Annotated in this window: 17 protein-coding genes; 11 read left to right on the plus strand and 6 right to left on the minus strand. The window is 39.1% G+C overall.

The annotated features are described in order from the left end of the window. Positions 1-269 (minus strand): transposase family protein (locus JV16_RS07265; protein WP_042535003.1); only part of this gene is annotated, 269 nt, incomplete at its 3' end. Between the two features lie 372 nt (positions 270-641). On the opposite strand from JV16_RS07265, the gene JV16_RS15175 reads away from it, so the two are divergent. After that, positions 642-941, plus strand: a complete 300-nt coding sequence (locus tag JV16_RS15175; RefSeq protein WP_084220298.1) for a helix-turn-helix domain-containing protein — start codon at positions 642-644, stop codon at positions 939-941. A 12-nt stretch (positions 942-953) separates the two neighbouring features. Next, positions 954-1,700, plus strand: coding sequence for an IS630 family transposase (locus JV16_RS07275; RefSeq protein ID WP_084220300.1), 747 nt, complete (start codon positions 954-956; stop codon positions 1,698-1,700). A 161-nt stretch (positions 1,701-1,861) separates the two neighbouring features. Here JV16_RS07275 and JV16_RS07280 read toward each other — a convergent pair whose 3' ends face one another. The 4 genes from JV16_RS07280 to JV16_RS16090 are packed head-to-tail and all read right to left on the minus strand — an operon-like array spanning position 1,862 to position 4,815. Next, positions 1,862-2,500, minus strand: coding sequence for a response regulator transcription factor (locus JV16_RS07280; RefSeq protein ID WP_021095689.1), 639 nt, complete (start codon positions 2,498-2,500; stop codon positions 1,862-1,864). A 14-nt stretch (positions 2,501-2,514) separates the two neighbouring features. Next, positions 2,515-3,849 (minus strand): sensor histidine kinase, encoded by a 1,335-nt coding sequence (locus JV16_RS07285; protein WP_021095690.1) that lies wholly within the window; start codon positions 3,847-3,849, stop codon positions 2,515-2,517. A gap of 2 nt (positions 3,850-3,851) precedes the next feature. Beyond that, entirely contained in the window at positions 3,852-4,652 is an 801-nt protein-coding gene (locus tag JV16_RS07290) for an alpha/beta fold hydrolase (RefSeq protein ID WP_244463800.1), read from the minus strand. 37 nt (positions 4,653-4,689) lie between these two features. Beyond that, the gene (locus JV16_RS16090) at positions 4,690-4,815 is read right to left on the minus strand and encodes a hypothetical protein (RefSeq protein ID WP_268744046.1); all 126 of its coding nucleotides are present in this window, start codon (positions 4,813-4,815) and stop codon (positions 4,690-4,692) included. 229 nt (positions 4,816-5,044) lie between these two features. Between JV16_RS16090 and JV16_RS07295 the strand changes: the two genes are divergently transcribed. The 7 genes from JV16_RS07295 to JV16_RS07325 all read left to right on the plus strand — a co-directional run bounded on the left by JV16_RS07295 (position 5,045) and on the right by JV16_RS07325 (position 12,590). Further along, a complete protein-coding gene (locus JV16_RS07295; protein ID WP_021095692.1) occupies positions 5,045-5,518 on the plus strand; it encodes a GyrI-like domain-containing protein in 474 nt (157 codons plus the stop codon). 397 nt (positions 5,519-5,915) lie between these two features. Beyond that, positions 5,916-6,155, plus strand: a complete 240-nt coding sequence (locus tag JV16_RS07300) for a hypothetical protein (RefSeq protein ID WP_035063509.1) — start codon at positions 5,916-5,918, stop codon at positions 6,153-6,155. Between the two features lie 138 nt (positions 6,156-6,293). Next, positions 6,294-6,641, plus strand: coding sequence for a hypothetical protein (locus JV16_RS07305; RefSeq protein ID WP_021095694.1), 348 nt, complete (start codon positions 6,294-6,296; stop codon positions 6,639-6,641). Between the two features lie 65 nt (positions 6,642-6,706). After that, positions 6,707-8,902, plus strand: a complete 2,196-nt coding sequence (locus JV16_RS07310) for a peptidase domain-containing ABC transporter (RefSeq protein ID WP_042535005.1) — start codon at positions 6,707-6,709, stop codon at positions 8,900-8,902. A gap of 12 nt (positions 8,903-8,914) precedes the next feature. Beyond that, positions 8,915-10,573 carry a beta-barrel domain-containing protein gene (locus tag JV16_RS07315; RefSeq protein ID WP_021095696.1) on the plus strand — a complete coding sequence of 553 codons (1,659 nt, stop codon included), beginning with the start codon at positions 8,915-8,917 and terminating at the stop codon, positions 10,571-10,573. Positions 10,574-10,583: 10 nt separating this feature from the next. Next, on the plus strand, positions 10,584-11,306 hold the full coding sequence (locus tag JV16_RS07320) for a CPBP family intramembrane glutamic endopeptidase (RefSeq protein WP_021095697.1): 723 nt from the start codon (positions 10,584-10,586) through the stop codon (positions 11,304-11,306). 18 nt (positions 11,307-11,324) lie between these two features. Continuing rightward, a complete protein-coding gene (locus JV16_RS07325) occupies positions 11,325-12,590 on the plus strand; it encodes a TolC family protein (protein WP_035063511.1) in 1,266 nt (421 codons plus the stop codon). A gap of 532 nt (positions 12,591-13,122) precedes the next feature. Here JV16_RS07325 and JV16_RS07330 read toward each other — a convergent pair. Further along, complete coding sequence (locus JV16_RS07330; RefSeq protein ID WP_035063513.1) at positions 13,123-14,964, minus strand: stalk domain-containing protein; 1,842 nt, start codon at positions 14,962-14,964, stop codon at positions 13,123-13,125. Positions 14,965-15,214: 250 nt separating this feature from the next. Between JV16_RS07330 and JV16_RS07335 the strand changes: the two genes are divergently transcribed. Beyond that, positions 15,215-17,440, plus strand: a complete 2,226-nt coding sequence (locus JV16_RS07335) for a S8 family peptidase (RefSeq protein ID WP_042535007.1) — start codon at positions 15,215-15,217, stop codon at positions 17,438-17,440. Positions 17,441-17,702: 262 nt separating this feature from the next. Further along, complete coding sequence (locus JV16_RS07340; protein WP_042535009.1) at positions 17,703-19,145, plus strand: N-acetylmuramoyl-L-alanine amidase; 1,443 nt, start codon at positions 17,703-17,705, stop codon at positions 19,143-19,145. Positions 19,146-19,152 lie beyond the last annotated feature (7 nt).

The raw sequence follows: 19,152 nt of genomic DNA on the forward strand, positions 1-19,152 counted from the left end.
TGAATCGATTCCAAAGAGGCGGAAAACACTTGGGAACAATTCCAGCACCGATAGCGCTTTACCTTCACGAACAAGTACACGGGTTGATGGAAAATCGCCAAATCTCGTACTTTTCTTGTCCGTCTGTCGTGGACACAGGAAGTGGCAACCCCACAATGAGGGCAACGTTCCTGTGTCTCTGTTTTCTCTACATGAATCGCATAACCATAGGAAAGAAGTTCTTGTTTAATCACTTTAAATTCTGGCAATCCTAGCGGTATAGAAAGCACTTACGAGACCTCCTTGATGTTTATTTCACCACTAACATTATTGCCAGGATCTCGTCAGTGCTTTCTCTTTTTTGTCACTAAATCACAAAATTTGGTGATGAACCTTAATAATAGGTGACCGTACATACACTTTAAAACAGTAATTTATGTACGAGCATTTCGAGACTATGCTTCTCCTAAATTACCATGCACGAAAGGAAATGAAGAAATAATCCACGAATGAACGTATTTTTTGTTAGGGAGATTGAGATATGAGGAATGTTTGATGTTAGTCTATATACATGCAATTTAAGATGATGACTTCTGTATGAACACCTTTTTCCATGGTTATACTGCTCCTAAATACCCATGTATAAAAGGAGCGGAAATGATATGAAACGTCTGAAAATTACAAATGATCACGGTTGGACACCTCGAAAACTTCGGAAACAAGAACGAAAAATCAAAGATGCTTCGCTTTGTGTTCGGGTGACTGCCGTTCGCCTCGTCATGGAAGGGTTTCTCGGCAAAGATGTCGCAAAAATGGTTCATCTATGCCGCCAATCGGTTTCCCTCTACGTCGCCCGCTTTAATGAAGGTGGGCTCGATCATTTACTCGATCGTCGCTTGCCACCTGGTCGCGTTCCATTTCTGACGGAAGAACAACAACAGGAGAGCAGACAACTGGTATGAACCACCACTCCTGTGGATGTCGGCTGGGGCATTTCTTCGTCATGGAACACACGTATATTACAATCTTACATCCAACAAACCTATGGAGTTTCGATGTCACGGGAAGGTATTCGGAAGTTGTTGCATCGTCTTCGCTTGTCATGGACACGCCCGACTGATAAGCTTGTCAAAGGCGATCCAGTGCTTCAAGCAGCCTTTGAAAAAGAACTCGAGTTTATAAAAAAACGAATCACGGAAGAAATCGTTTTGCTTCATGTCGATGAGACGCGTGTTCGTGCCTATCAAGCGCTTCGTACGACATGGGCAGAAGTAGGGAGTCAAAAACAAGTACCAAGCTACGGTCACCACGCCCACGTGTCCATTTTTGGTGCCGTCGACGTGCAACAAGGCGATGTCGTGTTTCATCGCGCATCATCCGCCAATGCTGAAACGTTCCTCGACTTTTTGCGCCTGTTGAAAGAGAAATATTCCGACCGATTCATCGTGCTTGTGTTGGACAATGCGCGTATTCATCATGCCAACATGGTGCAAGCCTTCCTTCAAAGCGAAGAAGGCGATGCCTTTCATTTTATTTTTCTCCCACCGTATTCGCCTCATTTGAATCCGATTGAACGGTTATGGAAGTGGCTGAAAGATGAAGTCATCGCTAACATTTTGCATAAAGATCAAAACGATATTGCCCAGTCGATTGCTCGGTTTGAACAACATGTCTTACAGCATCCAGATGAGGTGTTACGCCGCATCGGGTGTACTGCGTAAACCAGGGGTTAAAATGTCAATTTGGATGTATATAGATTATTGATCTTTTTAGAGGACGGACGACTGTAGATCGATAACTCAACACAGTGAGCGATCTATCAAATCAGTCGTGATAGAAAGGAAAAAAGTGATGTTTTGCCAATACATCGACCAGCTATGCACTAAAGAAATCCCATTTCTTTCGCTTTAGATACAGCATGCTTGCCGTTCTTCGCACTTAGCTTTTTTAAAATCCGACTTACGTGGTTTTTCACTGTTTGCACAGATATCACTAAATGATTAGCGATTTCTTGTTGGGTATATCCTTGGTCGATCAGTTTTAAAATAGCAATTTCTGTTTTTGTCAGGGGACATGTTATTTGTTCCCTTTTTTTTAACTTGCAAAATTCTTTTCTTATTTTATGTGCAATCGTTGGACGTATAGGAGAGCGATTTTTATACGCAGCACGAATAGCGTCTATGATTTCGTAAAATTCTGATTTGATGACATAGTCGATTGCTCCTGCCATGTAAGCCTGGAAAATGATCGCATCTTCATCTGAAGAAGTGAGCATAATGACTTTTATCTCTTTTTTCATTTCTAATAGTTGAGCAGTTAATTGGATGCCGTCACAGTCATCTTCTAAAAAAATATCCATCAACACAACGTCAACATTTTTTTTATGAATGACTGTCAATGCCTCTTCACTACAAGTCGCTACACCGATAATCTCAATGCCTTGATAACGATTCAATTCTTCTGAAATAATTTGAATCCAATCTTGATCATCTTCGACAAGCAATACGTGAATGTTACTCATCTTTGTTCCTCCATTTACTTCAAAAAAGAGCACTTTGGGAATTTAAGTGAAAATGTTGTACCACATTTTGTACTCTCTACGTCAATAAACCCACCATGCTGCTGAACGACATAGCAACAATACGCTAGTCCAATTCCATAGTTTTGACTTTTGTTTCGTTTCGTCGTGAAAAACGGTTCAAAAATATGTGGCAACGTTTGTTTGTCTATGCCTGTTCCTGTATCAGAAATTTGTATGATATGATAGCGAAAGCTTTCTTGAAAATGGATTCTAATGGCTCCCCCATTTGGCATCGCTTCGATTGCATTTAATATCATATTCACAAATACTTCTTTGAATTGTTGCTTATCACAATAAAGGATAATAGTCGAGTCATAATTCGTTTCGATTTGAATTTGATTAAGCATGTGACGAATTGATGAAATGCTCTCCTCCATAACTTCTTCCATGTTTTCACGTTTCTTCTCGGACGAACGAAAGGTGATTTTTGATTGAAATTTGGACAGTGTAGCTTGTAAATGTTGAACAACCTCCTGTATATTTTGAATGTTTGAAAGCAATTCATTATCATGTTGCTCGTTGGCGTATTGTTCCATCCGACGGCAAAACAATTGAAGTTTACTTATGTCATTTTTTAATTTATGGTTAAGCATTGCTGTTCCAATAAATATAGATTGCATCGATTGCTTCCAATATAGACGATGAATGTTCAAACGAATATGCAATATCCCATATTTGAATAAGGAAACAATAAAAAAGCTAAAAGAAATAATAATCATATCCTTGTTATAGCGCCAACTATCGTGATCGCCGAAAGCACGTAAAATATAATTTGTTATTAATGCAAATAAGATTGGAGGAATAAAAATAAGATTTGTAAAGAAACGATTTCTTTTTAATATGGGGTGTGTTTCTTTCATATAAGAAAATACAAGAGAAAACACCCCAAACACAATATACGGAGCGACCCACCATAATGCGATATGATAAGGAACAATATAAGTTGGATATATTGGATAATTGATGGCCATAAACAAAATCGGCACGGAAAGGATATATGCAAATCGCTTTTGACGATTCGGTGAAATAAGTCCAGAATATGTAATCGAAAACATAAGAAACGCATAAGGTGTTACATAATGGCAAATGAATGATAATAAATCTACGATGAGCTTTACAACGGTAGAGGAAGCGGAGTACGGCATCATATTTTCTTCGATGACAACAGATAATCCACCGAAACCACCGACGAAAGCGACAGCGCTTGCCCATTTTGAGGCTGAATTTTTATAGTCTATAAGTAAAACAATCGCTCCACCAAGCCATAATAGTACGAATAATACAAGCAAAATTATACACTCCTCGATAATAATGAGTGGATAAAGGTTAACACATCCTTAGCAATTTTTTTGCGGTGAAAAATAATGCCAGCATGTCCGCAATGATAAGGAAGGAAATTTGGGATGTCCCATGCTTGTTGTAATGCTAAGGCATCTTCAAAATGGACGTATTGGTCATATCGTCCGGCAATGAATAAAATACGATTTCGATCGATCTTCGGTTTTTGGGAAATTGGTTCGAGAATTTCCCAATATTCTTTCAGCATATCATAAGTAATTCCATTGTTTTGCAAGACCTGCTTAATGTATTTCCCAATCGGTGTATGCCACACGGCATAAGATAAGCTATTGGCATACATAATAGAAATAACCGCATCAGCATATTCATCCGCGGTAGCGACTAGATTTGCCATTAGCCCTCCTAAACTTACCCCGACCAAGATGACGTTTCCACCTTTGTTCAGTTTAATCCAGCGAATAAGTGCGCGAATTTCCGTGACAGCTTGCCTAACCGAAAAAACAGAGCGCTCTATATTTGCGCTAATCATATATTCCCCGCTATATGTGGAATGAGCTCTGTCAAAATGGAAAGGAAGCATTATTTGCCACATATGAAATCCTGATTTGTCAAAGGGATTTAAGAATAATTGGTTGATTTTCTCCCATTGATCCATTCTCCAACCATGGACAACAACAATGTGAACAGGAGAGCGGGAAGAGTGGGAGTAAACATTTCCTTGAACTCGGTCATTTATTTCATTTCCAGATTTCATCGGACTTTGAAATGAAAAGCGGCAAATTTCATAATTCATTTGTCTATGTATATGCTCAAAGTGGACATCTGGTATATCAGGTGTCGGATACACGATATCCTGCCTGTTCAAGAAGTGATCGATCATAACGCGTAAATTGCGACTGCTGGCTTTTTTGGCGATGCAATAAATATAAGCCAATCCAATCTAACGAGTATGCCACCCACTTTCGAATATGATCACTTCCTTTGGATATAAAAGTAAAAAAAGGACATTTTCATCATAGCATGACTTATCAATTGAATTCAATATGTTTTTTGAAAATTTTACTTTTATTTCACATAAAGGGTCAAGGTACTAAAAAAATTAGTACTTTACAGTTTTTTATATTCTATTTATTGTATACGTAGAACTAATGCAATGTTTCTATATTTGGAAAGAGGGATCGGTATATGCTCGAGATATTAACGAACCAAGAAATTATATTCGGTAATGTTGTTTCTTACAGAGGGAAAATTAAGCAATCTCAGTTTAATGAAGTGCTTACTAAAATGATAAAGCTACTTGAGGGAATGAATGTAAATAAGGAAGGACCTCTAATAACTACAACATTTAATGTTGAATCAGTAGGAAATGAAAATGTGTTTGACATGGAGATATTGATTCCAATCGATAAGAAGATAGAATTACCAAAAGGATATGTCTTCAAAGATGTTTTCCATCTTGTTCATGCCATTAGCACAAGATATATTGGTGATCCTATTGGATTACAAGATGTATATAATCAATTGATTGGATTCATCAGTCGAAATAAATTGCAACCCATTACAACAGCTTATAATGTATATATAAACGATACAAGCTTTTTTAAGGGAGAGCCACCTGTTATTGATGTATATATTGGTATTAATCCTTCTAAAATATGAATTGTTTATATAAGTTGCAACAAAGTTTTTCATATCTTTCTGTATTCATTTTAATATAGGCTGATATGTAACAGGAGTAGCGGACAATTGGATGTAAAATAAAACTGTGGCTTATATACATGAATACAGATTGGTTTTTCCGACATATGCAAACCGTTTTGACCGTTCTTCCAGTCAACTTAAACGGTCTTGCTTATGTCGATTTTTCAATCTGAATTTATATAGATTAAATGTAATACATCAATTGTGTTCTAAAAAAATTGCATTTATGATATCGATTTAGAAATTACTCTGTTTAAAATTCCTGATACGCTCCGTTTCGAGTTATTAAAACAGAGCGAGGGGAATTTTATATATACTAATTTTTAAATTTTTATAGGAAAGGATGAGAGAAGATATGTTACTAAATGTGTCAATTGGATTCAATGAGCTAACTTTCGAGGAAATGATTCTGGTGGATGGAGGGGTTAAAGTTAAATGGGGACAGGTATTAGAAGGAGTAGCATACTTTGGAGCAACCATGCTTGCAATTTCTAGCGCTCCTGTAACAGTTCCTGTTGGTGTAATTGCGTTAGCTGGCTTATCAGGAACTGCGTTTGCAGGATATACGGTAGGAAAGGCAATTAAATTTAGATAATAATGTGAGGTGCACTGGTTGTTAAACTAGTGCACTTTGTTACACTTTATTGCAACTTATTGCGGGTACAGGTGATGTTATCCAAAGGAAGTATTAGAAGTGCGGCGACGTGTATAGACATAGAAGGGGGAGTTATCGTTGAAAGGGAATATGCACATTTTTGTTATGACCATCATTTTTATTAATCTCCTGTTAGGTGCTTTGGTTATTGTTCTAAGGATCTGGGATCCATTGGCGTTTGCGAATTATTTTATGTTTTGTTTAATCGCTTATTTTTATTACTTGAGCAAAAAAAAGATTTATATCCCTTTTTTTGTTTTTGAATTTTTTGTGTTCTCGTTGTTGTGTATTGATGGGCTGCTTCCAGAAGGAATAGTTGATGAATCGAATGAAGTGCAAAACACATTCATGATAGTAATAGGATTGATAGTTTTTGGATTTTTGGCATTTGAAACAGTAAAGATAATAAAGAGGGACGGTATGTGATTTTATAAATGTTCAAACATAAATAGTTCTTCTTTCATTTTCTAACTTTTTGAGGTGTAGTCACTATGCTTTCCTTTTTCCATAAATACTACTGCATCAAACAACACGATATAAAAGACTGCGGTCCGGCTTGTTTGGCTACGGTATGCAAACAGTACGGTTTAAAAGTGCCGATATCGAAAATAAGAGAAGTTGCTGGTACGGATAAGCAAGGGACGAACTTATACGGTTTAATTAAAGCGGCCGAGCAGCTCGGATTTACGGCAAAAGGGGTTCGCGGTAATCAAGAAAGCCTTTTTCAACCTTTTCCATTGCCAGCGATTGCGCATGTTATTGTGAATCAAAGTCTACTTCATTACGTTGTCATTCATAAAATTACAAACAAAGAAATTGTTATTGCCGATCCGGCCGAAGGGTTAAAGAAAATGTCGCCTGAGGAGTTTTTTCAAATATGGACGGGGATTCTTGTATTGCTCGTGCCAGCTTCGACATTTGAAAAAAGAGACGAAACGAAAGGATTATTTGAGCGTTTCATTGGGATGTTAAAGCCGCAAAAAGGCATTCTTCTGCAAATTTTTTTAGCGAGTGTTTTATTTACGATACTCGGGGTTGTTGGTTCATTTTATTTTCAGTTTTTGATTGATGATATTTTATCGGAAAACCTGGAAAAGACGCTACATATTTTATCAATAGGCATGATCGTTTTATATACATTTAAAGTATTGTTGAACGCATTTCGTACATATCTTTTAATTTACTTAAGCCAAAAGTTAGATCTTGGACTCGTTTTAGGATACTACCATCACGTTTTATCATTGCCGATGAGTTTTTTCAATACGAGAAAAGTAGGGGAAATCATTTCGAGGTTAATGGACGCTTCAAAGGTTCGAGATGCGATTTCCGGAGCAACGTTGACGATTATGATTGATACGTTCATGGTCATCATCGGCGGAGCGATTTTGTATGCACAAAATTCGTTTCTGTTCGGTGTTACAGTGTTGTTAGTTCCGTTATATGCGTTGATTGTATGGGCGTTCCGTAAACCGTTTGAAACGATTAATAGAAAAGAAATGGAGAAAAATGCGGAGTTAACATCTTATATTGTAGAGTCAATGAATGGAATTGAAACGGTAAAGGCGTATAATGCGGAAGAAGAAGCGAAGTTTAAAACAGAGCAAAAGTTTATTTCGTTTCTAAAGACTGTATTTTCGCATGGGATGATGAACAATTTCCAATCATCATTAAAAACATATTTGCAACTTGTCGGAGGAATCATCATTCTTTGGGTCGGGGCAAATGAAGTGCTAAAAGGAAACATGACGGTCGGGCAACTGATTGCCTATAACGCTTTATTAGCTTATTTTCTTGAACCGATTCAAAATTTAATTAACTTACAGCCGATGATTCAATCAGCTGTTGTTGCGGCAGATCGATTAGGGGAAATTTTAGATTTAGAAATCGAAAAATCAAACAATGAAGAGAAAAAAATAAAAGTGGAAAGTTTAAAAGGCGACATTGTTATGAGAGATTTACAATTTCGCTATGGGACAAGAGATGTCGTATTGAAAAATATTAACCTTCATATCCGTCAAGGTGAAAAAATAGCACTCGTCGGCGAGAGCGGTTCGGGAAAGACGACGCTTGTGAAGCTGCTTATGCGGTTTTATGACTATGAAAAAGGAGATATTTTAATTAATGATATCAATATTAAGGATATGGACTTAGAAAGATTAAGACGAAAAATTGCGTACATTCCACAAGAAAACTTTTTCTTTAGCGGGACGATTCAAGAAAATTTATGTTTAGGCGTGGAGCAAGAAGTTTCGTTAGAGGAAATTATTGCTGCAGCGAAAGCGTGTCATGCCCATGAATTTATTAATCAACTGCCGTTACGTTATCAAACGATGCTTGAGGAAAACGCGTCTAATTTATCTGGCGGACAAAAACAGCGTCTAGCGATCGCAAGAGCGATTTTAAGAAAGCCTGATATTTTAATAATGGACGAAGCGACGAGCAATCTTGATTCGACAACAGAAAAAGCGATATCTGAAACGATTTATGAATATTGCAGTGAGATAACGACTATTATTATCGCCCATCGCTTAAGTACAATTATGAGATGCGACAAAATTTATGTGATGGAGCATGGGGTAATTATTGAAACAGGGACACATGATGAACTAATGAACATGAAAGGGAAGTACTATGAACTATGGAAAAATCAAATCCCGAGTGAACCAAGTCCAATTGCAACAATGTAAAGGGTGTTAAACATGAACGCTTATATACGAGAAATGAATGAGTTAACGGATAGCAGAGAATTGCTAGAAGCAAAACCACATCCGTTTGTTCCTGTTTTTATTTCTTTGTTATGTTTGTTTGTTGTCTCGTTTATTATCTGGGCTTATTTCGGTGAAATGGACATTGTAGCAAAAGGGAAAGCAGTTGTTCGACCAAACGAAAACGTTAGTACGATCCAAACACCTGTATCTGCAAAAGTGGAACGTGTGAACTACGTTCAAGGGGAAAAAGTACACAAGGGGGAGGTATTGCTTGAGCTAGATGCAAGCGAACTTGACGTTCAAAAACAAACCATTGAGCAACAGCTCCAAGAAGCTCAAGAAGAGTTAGAGCAACTGCGCACGTTTAAAAAAAGTGTTGAGCAACATAAAAACTTGTTTGCGAAAAACGATAATGACTATTATGAAGCATACATGAAGTACGCAGTAGACTATGAAAAGTTAAGTGGTGAATTGAAACAAATTCGTCTTAGATTAATGAAAGAAAAACAAGATGTGAATCGTTCGCAAAACGAAACGAAAGAAAAAGAACAAGTGCTGTTTGCCACACAAAAAGAGCAAGAGCTTACGATCCAATCGTTATATAAAGAAATCGCACGCTTAAGTGATACTGTCCGTGATCTGCAATTACTTGAAAAGTGTTATTTAGAAAATAAAAATTACTTTACGAATGCAACGTCTGTTTATGCAAATCAATATATGGACTTTCAAAATACTGTTCTTAAACTGCAAAAAACAGTACAGCAAAAGAAAGATGAGTATGACAGATTGATCTTTTTAGGAGAGCAATATGTTCCAAAGAGTAAGATTGAGCAAAGCAAAATAGAGTATGAAATGGCTAAATTAGAGTTGGAAAATTATATGAATGGGAAATTACAATCGGTTCGGTTAGATATAGAGAGGAATAAGCAGAAGTTGAATGAACTCACTATTCAATTACAAAAATTGCAAAAGGCGAGTACAATCGAGCCACAGTTACAAGGTATTCAATCATTAAAAAAAGACTTGCAGCAGAAAACGAAATCGCTATATCAAGAAATTTCTTTGCAGCAGGAGCTGGAGGAAATCTCATTAGCAAAATTTAAGACAGATAAATTAGTAGAGATTAATGAAGCGATAAAGCAACAGGAAAAGCTAGTGAAAGATCTTGAAGGAAAGAAAAAAGACATTGAAGTTCAACTTCGAAACTATCGCATTATTGCACCGATTAATGGAGTCGTTAATATTATAAAGGACGTAAATGAGGGAGATATTATTCACCCAAATGATCCGATTTTAACAGTCATTCCAGATCGACAGTCTCAATACAAGATGATTATTTATGTATCGAATAAAGATATAAGCAAAACTAAAATAGGTGCTAAAGTAAGCTATCATTTTGCTGCTCTCCCATATCGAGAATATGGAGAGGTCGAGGGAAGAATTGTGCGAATAAGCACAGATTCAACGGTTAATCCAGAGGATGGGATAAGCTACTATATCGTGGAAGCAACAGTTCCAAATGAAAGCTTACAAAGTTATAAAGGGAAAAAGGCGAAGATTAAAGTTGGAATGCAAGCAGAAGCATTTGTTGTTACAGATTCGAAAAAAATTCTACATTATCTTTTAGAAAAGATAAATTTGAAAGAATAGGAGTGGAAACATGAGTGAATTACTGCAAAAAGAGCAAGAACAAACAACAGTCATAGAAGGAAGAGAAGATGTGTTGTCTTGGAAAACGATGATTTTATTTTTTCTTTCGTTTTTTGGAATGTCTTTTGCAGTCGGCTTTATTTTAGGCATTATCGGTGGTGTAACAAACAATGAAGGAATTATGAATATATTTGAAGGGTATATGGGACTTCTTTTTGATGCGCTTATGTTTGTTGTTGCCCTCTTTTTATTTAAAAAAGTTCGTGCTTTTCTTAAAGGAGGTTTTGACAAAAAAGCAATTTATGAAGGAAAAACGTATTTGTATATCATACTGGCGATTTTTGTAACATTTACGGTGCAATTTCTTTCATTCCGTATAATTGGATTTGAAAATCCGGAAGCACAAGAGAAAGTAATGGGACTACAAGGAGCACAAAGTACTCTCGATTTCGTTCTGATGGGGTTAGCTGTTATCCTTTTATCGCCAATTAAAGAAGAACTTTTGTTCCGTGGTGTTCTTCATCGTTTTCTAGAGAAAAAGTATCATTTTTATGTGGGGCTTATTATATCGTCTATTTTATTTGGTCTAGCACACTTTGGTTATCCTGTAAATGGAGCGATTATGGGGGTAATTACTGTCATACTTTATCGATTAACGCAGTCATTATACACTTCAATTATTTATCATGTCATTTGGAACGCTTTTGTTTTTAGTACGATATTGCTTAGTTAGGGGAGAAGTTAGTTGAGGATGAAGCTAAGTTTTATTTTACTCATATTTGTTCTTTACCCTATGCATGTAAGGGCAAGTGAAGTAAGTCCAAGACAATTGACATTGGATGATGTTTTATACGAAGGTGTGAATCAATCAAACGATATTCTCGTTTATACGTATAAATGGGCAATGCTAAATGCGCAAAAAGAAGCCGTTCGTGAAAGTCTAAATGAGCTAAAGGAACCGACATTAGAGCCGTTAAAATTGTTACCAACGACGAGAGAGTATTTTTTGACACTATATCCAAACTATGAGCAAGCAACTGAAGAAGAAAAACAAGTGATTGATCAACAAATTGCTATTCAAATAGCTATTAACCAATCGCTTAATATAATCATTCAGCAAAACTACCAAGCCTCTCAAGAGCAGTTAAAGGCTTTGCAAAAAGATATACAGGAAAAGAAGAAGCAGTTAGCATCGCTAATAAAAGAATTAGAAAGTAGCCAAAATATAACAAAAATTGATGAACAAGAAGCAAAGGAGTTTATTCGCTATCAACTTGCGAAAAATTATATTTCCGTTTTGTCATACGATGAACAAATCGCTTATTTACAAAAAGAGATTCAATTTTTAGCTGAAGATATGAAGCGAGTAGAAGCAATGGTCGAAATAGGAGAGGTGAGTAAAGACGAGTTGAGGAAAAAGCAACGAGAATGGAAAAATAAGAAGAAGGAGCTAGAACATGTTCAAAAAGAAAGAGTAATGTTAGAGTTTCAACTAAAGATAGATTTAAATGTTCCGCAGGCACAGCCAGTGACGTTTCAATCTATCCCTAGTTCTTTTTTGCGTAAAATAGAAACTCCAAAAGATGTGAAAAGTCTCGTTTACCGTTCTTTCCTTTACTTAAAAAAGCAAGAAAACTTAAAATTAGCAAATGACAAAAAAGGGCAGGCAGCCAACCAAATCGAAAAGCAGCAGATGGAACAGTATGTGAAAATGTCAGAGGCACAATTGAATGCGGTAGCGAAAAATGTAGAAAGGTTTTTAGCAAAACGATATGATGAATTTGATCGTTCATATGCGAAATACGAAGATGCATACGATGTGTATCAACAAATGTTGTCAGAGCAAGACTATTACGAAAAACAATGGAAAATCGGTTTGATCTCTGAACATGACTACAAAGCACGCATGTTGAATATTGACAAAGCGAAGAGAGATTACATGTTAGAATTCATGTCGTATTGTTTACTACAGATAGAGGAGAAACAGTTTCACAATGGATATATTCCTTTGTTGTGAGAGGGGAACCCAAAAAGTAACGAGGTTCTCCTTTTTATAACCATATATACATGTATGAAAGAACCTTTACATAACAAAGAATGACTCGAAGCATGGGGGAGGTGAAACGTCCCCAATTACAACTCCTAGTTCATCCTCATTGACATGTCCATCAGCACGTTTCTTGCTTCCTTGCCTGTCATTTTCTTCGGTGCAAGGTTTACAATTATAAAGTCAATTCCTGTGTTAAGAACGTTATCAATGAAGGTCCAGCAAACCCTCCCCCATATATCTACTCATTTGTGTTCATTTAGTTCTACATGGTTGTTCATAATTGATCTCCCTTCTTTGGAATAAAATATGGATAAGTTGGAAAACGACCTCACCGTTTCATCACATTTTTTTATAGAAAAGAGTGGCGGAAAAATGGGGGGATGATCAACTGGATATATATGATTCCTTTAATGGTAAATGAAGAGTCCAGTGAAAGGAAATTTTGATATAGGCAAAGGAAGGTTTCCGTATAGGAGACCTTCCCTATATTTATACATATTTACTTCACCGTCGAAACTTCAACCCCAAGTGGCAGTGCAGCTCCGCCTGCATGCATAAATTCAAGCGAGATCATGTCTTGATTTGAAAAGACGATATAGTCGACAGATGCGGATTGTGTAAATGGCTGAAGCGGCGGGATGACATAGACGACACCGTTTACTTTTACAGCCCCACAATATGACCCGCCGCGGGCGCTAAAACGGAGGCGAACCGTTTGTATTTCCCCCGTTTCATTTTGAATCGGAAGCGATAGACGGTACGTTAAGCCGTAATGACCGGGATTGTGCACCGTTTCGGTCGGGTCGCTTAATGCATTGGCAACGGAAAGAAGATGATCTGTTTTTCCGTTTGATATGCTGTAGGCGACTGGTTCGTTATCGATCGTATATGTCGGCAACGTGGCTTCTAACGTTGTTCCTTTCCATACGCCGCGCGGATGAGTCGCATAAGAATCAAGCGGTGCGAGCGTAGGAGAAATCGTTGAGAAATTCGCTGACGAGCTTGTGACGACTGTGCGAATGCGATAGTTTCCTGTACCGTTGTTTTCTTGCTGAATGGTGAAGTCATATAAAAATCCGAGCAGTTGGTTGTTTGACACATCAAACGCTTGAATGACTGCGCCCGTTCCTGCTTTCACTTTCACCGTTGGTGCGGTTGTGAGCGCTTGTCGTAGCACCGTTTCAGCCAGTGGTAAACCGACATCGTAATGTCCCCAACTGTTTGGACTTGTTCGGGATGTTCCTTTTATATTCGTGACAATGATGTCGTTAGAAGAACGATTGTCAACAATAATGGCGACAGTGGCGCGAGTGCCTAAGTTGTTGACGTGCCAGCCAAATACGCGATGGTCCATCGTTCCTTGTTGTCCTTGCACGTGATCAAGTGCTAACGTCGCTTGCTGATTTGGCACAGAAACAGGTGTTAACACTTCTGGGTTGTCGCTTATTAATAGACGACGGTCATCAGCCATTTTTGGTGTTGTCACGTGCTGTGGGACAGCAATTGAAGTTTCGGCGATTGGCAGTAACGGACTGCGAAACGTCGTTCGAGGAATCGAGAAAAATAAATCGTTATTTCCGTTTCGAGTCATTTGTGCGCCAAAAACAGTCATGACCCATGAAGCGGATACGTACCATTCATCGTTTAGTCGAATTGGTGCAAGCGGTGCGACAATTTCATGATCGTCAACGATTAATTGTTTTTTTCCTGCCGTAATTGACATTTGGCCACGGGATAAGCGAACGATCATCGTTTCCTCTGTTTCAATCCAATCAACATTGACATCGATCGCTGTTAACAATTTTTTTAATGGAACATATGTATATACCCCATCCGTCATGGTGTTGTTTGTAACTTTCGTTTGATTCACGTACACTGCTCCAGCACTTGTCTGGAGGGTTGACCAAGAGATGCGCACCTCTTTTCCAGTCCATTGCACGTTCGCGTCAAGCGCTTCAGCGACAAAGCGAACAGGAACGAATGTGCGTCCTCGATAAATGATTGGAGGGGAATCAAGCGTGACCGTTTGATCGTTGATTGTCGCCGTTGTTGATTGGACGGTAAGAAAAATCACTTTTTTATTTTTTTGAACGGTCACTTGTTTTGTATTGGCGTTCCAAAAAATATTGGCCCCCATCGATTGAGAAATCGCCCGAAATGGCACAAGAACGCGATTGTTCACCATAATCGGCGAAGTATCTGTTTGTATTGTCTTTCCGTTTGCTGTAATTGGGATATGCATAGGCCGAATGCTTGTTGCCTCGGTAGCTGTTGGCATAGATGAAAAGATCATGAGGGCAACGAGTGCATATCCAACGATTTTTTTTAACAACGTAATCACTCCTTCCCATGGTATTATACCATAGGACTTCCTTTTGTCACGTATTTTGGAATTTGAAGTAAAAAAAGACGCCCGTGTGGACGTCTTTTATTTCTACTTGATTATGAATCTATGAAATGATAACAAAATTCATAAAATGTTAAAAAACTTTTATTTTTTAGTTAAATGACTACTTTTATACAAGTGTCGTTTTTGTCTATTCATGTCGAAGTGGACGCGATACAATGGAAGTACGTAGGAGGTGGCAAGTGTGAGCAGGTGGTTATGGCTATGTGTTGTTTTCTTTTTATTTCCTTCTGTCATTCAAGCAGATGAAAAAGAGGAATGGATCGTACAAGTGCGGCATCCGTCCAATTTCTCCACTATTCAATCATACGTCGTAGATACGGTTGGATCGTTTGCGAAAGTGGTGGTCACAGAAGAAGAACGAGAACACATTTCTCGTTTACCGTTTGTTTTAAAAATGGAGAAAAATGATATGAAGCGAGCAGCTGTCAATGACCCGTTATTTTCAGAGCAATGGTCTTTGCCGCTTATTGATTGGCACATGCCTTCGCTTACATCGGTCAACCGGATAATTGGAAAAACGATGATTGTTGATGGACAAGAAGAAGTGTATGACGGAGAGGCGTTTTTCGGTGAACATATCGTCATCGCGCTTGGAGAAGAAACATTATCTCGCCTTTCTGTCACAGTCGATCATATCGAAGGACCATGGCGTATACAGGTGAAAGATGAAAAAGGGACGACGTTAGGGGAAAACGAAGGTGAACTTCCTCGTCTTGATGTTCTCATCCCCCGTCCTTCTTCAACGATTCATCTATATGTTACGGCGCCAAATTGGACGAATCGTCCGCGCATCGTCGAATTAAAAGGTGTGAATCATGTCCTTGTTGCGGTCATCGATTCAGGTGTCGTACAACATGAAGATTTGAACGATCATGTGCTATATAGTGTTAGCGTTGATTATGCGGAAAACAAGCGATATGCGGATGATACGTTTGGGCATGGGACGCATGTGACAGGCATTTTAGCCGCTAGCGTCAATAACGGCAAAGGAATAGCAGGACTGATTGGGGATGCGCCCGTAGATATTTTGCCGATTAAAGTGTTAGACCGTTACGGAGTCGGCGGTGACTTTGAAATTGCAAAAGGGGTCAAATACGCGCTTGAGCACGGTGCTTCGATTATTAATTTAAGCTTAGCCGGCCAAGGAGAAACGGAAGTGTTAAAATCGATCATCGAAGAAGCTGTCAAACGTGGTGTGCATGTGGTGGCGGCGGCTGGCAATAGCCATATGCCCACCACAAATATTTATCCTGCCAGCTACCCCGGAGTCATTACGGTAGCAGCGGTTGATCGACAACAAATGCCCCTTTCTATTTCGAATTATGGTTGGGACGTAGAAGTAAGCGCCCCTGGAGATTTTCTAATAAGCACATATCCATCAGGTTATCGGGCGATGCGTGGTACGTCGATGGCTGCTCCGCACGTCTCCGCACTATTGGCTGTATTGCGCGCGATGTACCGAGAAGAAGATGCATTTCAACTTCGCAACCGTATATGGAAGACGGCGAAAGATGTATATTGGCGCGGATATGATATGTACACAGGATATGGAATCATTCAATGGCAACAAGCGATCGCGTTATCGAATCCATCAAGCATTGACTGGATGAACTTACAGCCGGGACAGCCCATTGAAAAAAATCGTACGTATATTTTAGGCTTGTCTTCGCGTTTTGTAGGGAAAAATGGTCACCTTTTTATCAATGGAAAACTTGTTCATTCGTTCGTTATTCATCAGGAGATGATGCCGTTTCGTTTGTTTGATCTAGCGAAACAACAAGGAGATGTGGCGGTTGTCATCACAGATGAACAACAACGAGTGATCGCTTCCGATATTCGTGCTGTTCCCATTCGACCAACGCCGTTTTCTGATGTAAAGAAAACATATTGGGCGTATAGCGATATTTTACAGGCACAACAACTTGGAATGATACGTGGGTATGAAGATAGGACGTTTCGTCCAAATACTCCTTTAACGCGCCGAGAAAGTATTGTGATGCTTGCTCGTCTGTTCGGTTGGGGGGCGCCTTCTATATTGCAGTCTCCTTTTGTCGATGTGCCATTGACAGCGACGAATGCGCTGTTAGTAGCAACGGCAGCGGAAAAGGGAATTGTGAAAGGAACGGAAGGAAAAGCGTTGTTACATGAGCAACTGACGCGCGGACAGTTTGCTTTACTTCTCATGCGTGCGCTTCAACTAGAAAACGAGCCGATTCGTTCTGTTTATCCATTTCAAGATGTAACACAACAAGATATGTGGAAAGCGGTGCAGTTGTTAGCGGAACGAGGGATCGTTGCGAAAACGTCATATTTTCATCCGAATGAACCTGTGACGAGAGCGCAAATGTGCGCGATGCTTGTGCGCGTTTCGACACTCATTCGACAATATTCGACAAGAGTAGCATAAAAAAAGCCCCACCGTTTCCAAATCGGTGGGGAGGCTGACTTAGCAACCAAAACCTTATCGCATAAGTAAGTATAGCCGTTTTTTTTAAAAAAAATCACTACAAAAATAATAACTTTGTTGTATAAATTTGTCGTTTAGTGTCGTTTTTTGTCGAAAAAAGACAGAGACGTGTCGAAAAGAAAAATATGCGTTGTTGGGTATGGAAAAGGTTAGGATTGTTTGTTATGCTTGATGATAGAAAAATGTCGAAAGGGAGAGAAATATGCTGGGGAAACGTCACGTATATTGTCTTTTGATCGTTTTTCTTGCTTTTTTTTCTGTCCCCACACATAGTTGGGCAAATACAGAATTAAAGCAAGAAGGACGATTTGTCGATGTTGGAGACGGTCATTGGGCGAAAAATGAAATTGACTTTTTAGCACATGCGCAAATTATTAACGGTTATCAAGTTGGGCAAACATCGGAGTTTCGTCCAGCGCAATCGGTGACGCGGGCAGAAGCGGCGAAAATGATCGTCAGCGCTCTCGGACAGACAGAGTGGAAAGATGGAACGTTGTCATTTCAAGATATTCCGAACAATCATTGGGCGCGTGGCTGGATTGCGCGTGCGGTACAGCTTGGTATTATGGGAGGGGACGGTACGACGAATTTTCGTCCAAATGACAGTCTTTCCCGCGCTGAAATGAGCATCGTTCTTGTGAACGCCTTTTCTCTTCCAAGCAAAGGTGCTGCGGTTGAGGCTGCCCCCGTATTTAAAGATACGACAGGTCACTGGGCCCTTGCGCACATCAATCGTCTATATTATCACGGCATAGCGAACGGACGGGATGGACAATTTTTCCCGAAAGATGCCATTTCTCGTGCTGAATTTGCGACGTTGTTAGCTCGGACGATTAACGATCAGTTCCGTTTGCCGTTGCCGGACTTAATCGAACAAGGAAAAACGAACATTCAAGGAACGGTGACGATTTCGACGCTCAATGTTCGACAAACGCCATCAGCGACAGGGGGGCTTGTTGGAACATTGCGAAAAGGACAAGTTGTGGATGTGTACGATATAAACGGCTATTGGGCAAAAATTGCTTATAACGGTCAGTTTGCTTACGTGCATAAAACATATTTAAAATTGCGGAATATTGCAGGTTCTCCTGTGAAAGGACGCATTATTGTCGTTGATGCGGGGCACGGTGGAAAAGATCCTGGTGCAATAAGCGGAGGAGCGAACGAAAAAACGATTGTGCTTGAAGTGGCGAAATTCGTAAAAGAAAAACTTGAAAAAGCAGGCGCAACCGTTATTATGACGCGAGAGACGGACGTTTATCCGACGTTGCAAGATCGCGTGAATATCGCGAAAAACAGCTACGCGGAAATGTTTGTTAGCATTCATACAAATTCGGCGACAAATACAAGTGCGAAAGGAGCAGAAGTGTTTTACGATTCATCGACGAATCCGAACGGAGAGGAAAGTAAAAAATTAGCACAATACATTCAAGAGGAGATTGTCCGCATGGCGAATATGGTTGATCGCGGTGTGAAAAATAGCGGCCTGTATGTGTTGCGCAACAATAGTGTGACAAGCGTGCTCGTCGAACTTGGATTTATTTCTAACGCAGAAGATCGTGCGAAATTAACGTCACCGGAATATCAAAATATATATGCTGAAGCGATTTATCAAGGGATTGTGAAATACTATACATCACAATAGAGGAGGT

Origin of the sequence: Anoxybacillus ayderensis (genome assembly GCF_000833605.1) — a bacterium.
Classification (GTDB): domain Bacteria; phylum Bacillota; class Bacilli; order Bacillales; family Anoxybacillaceae; genus Anoxybacillus; species Anoxybacillus ayderensis.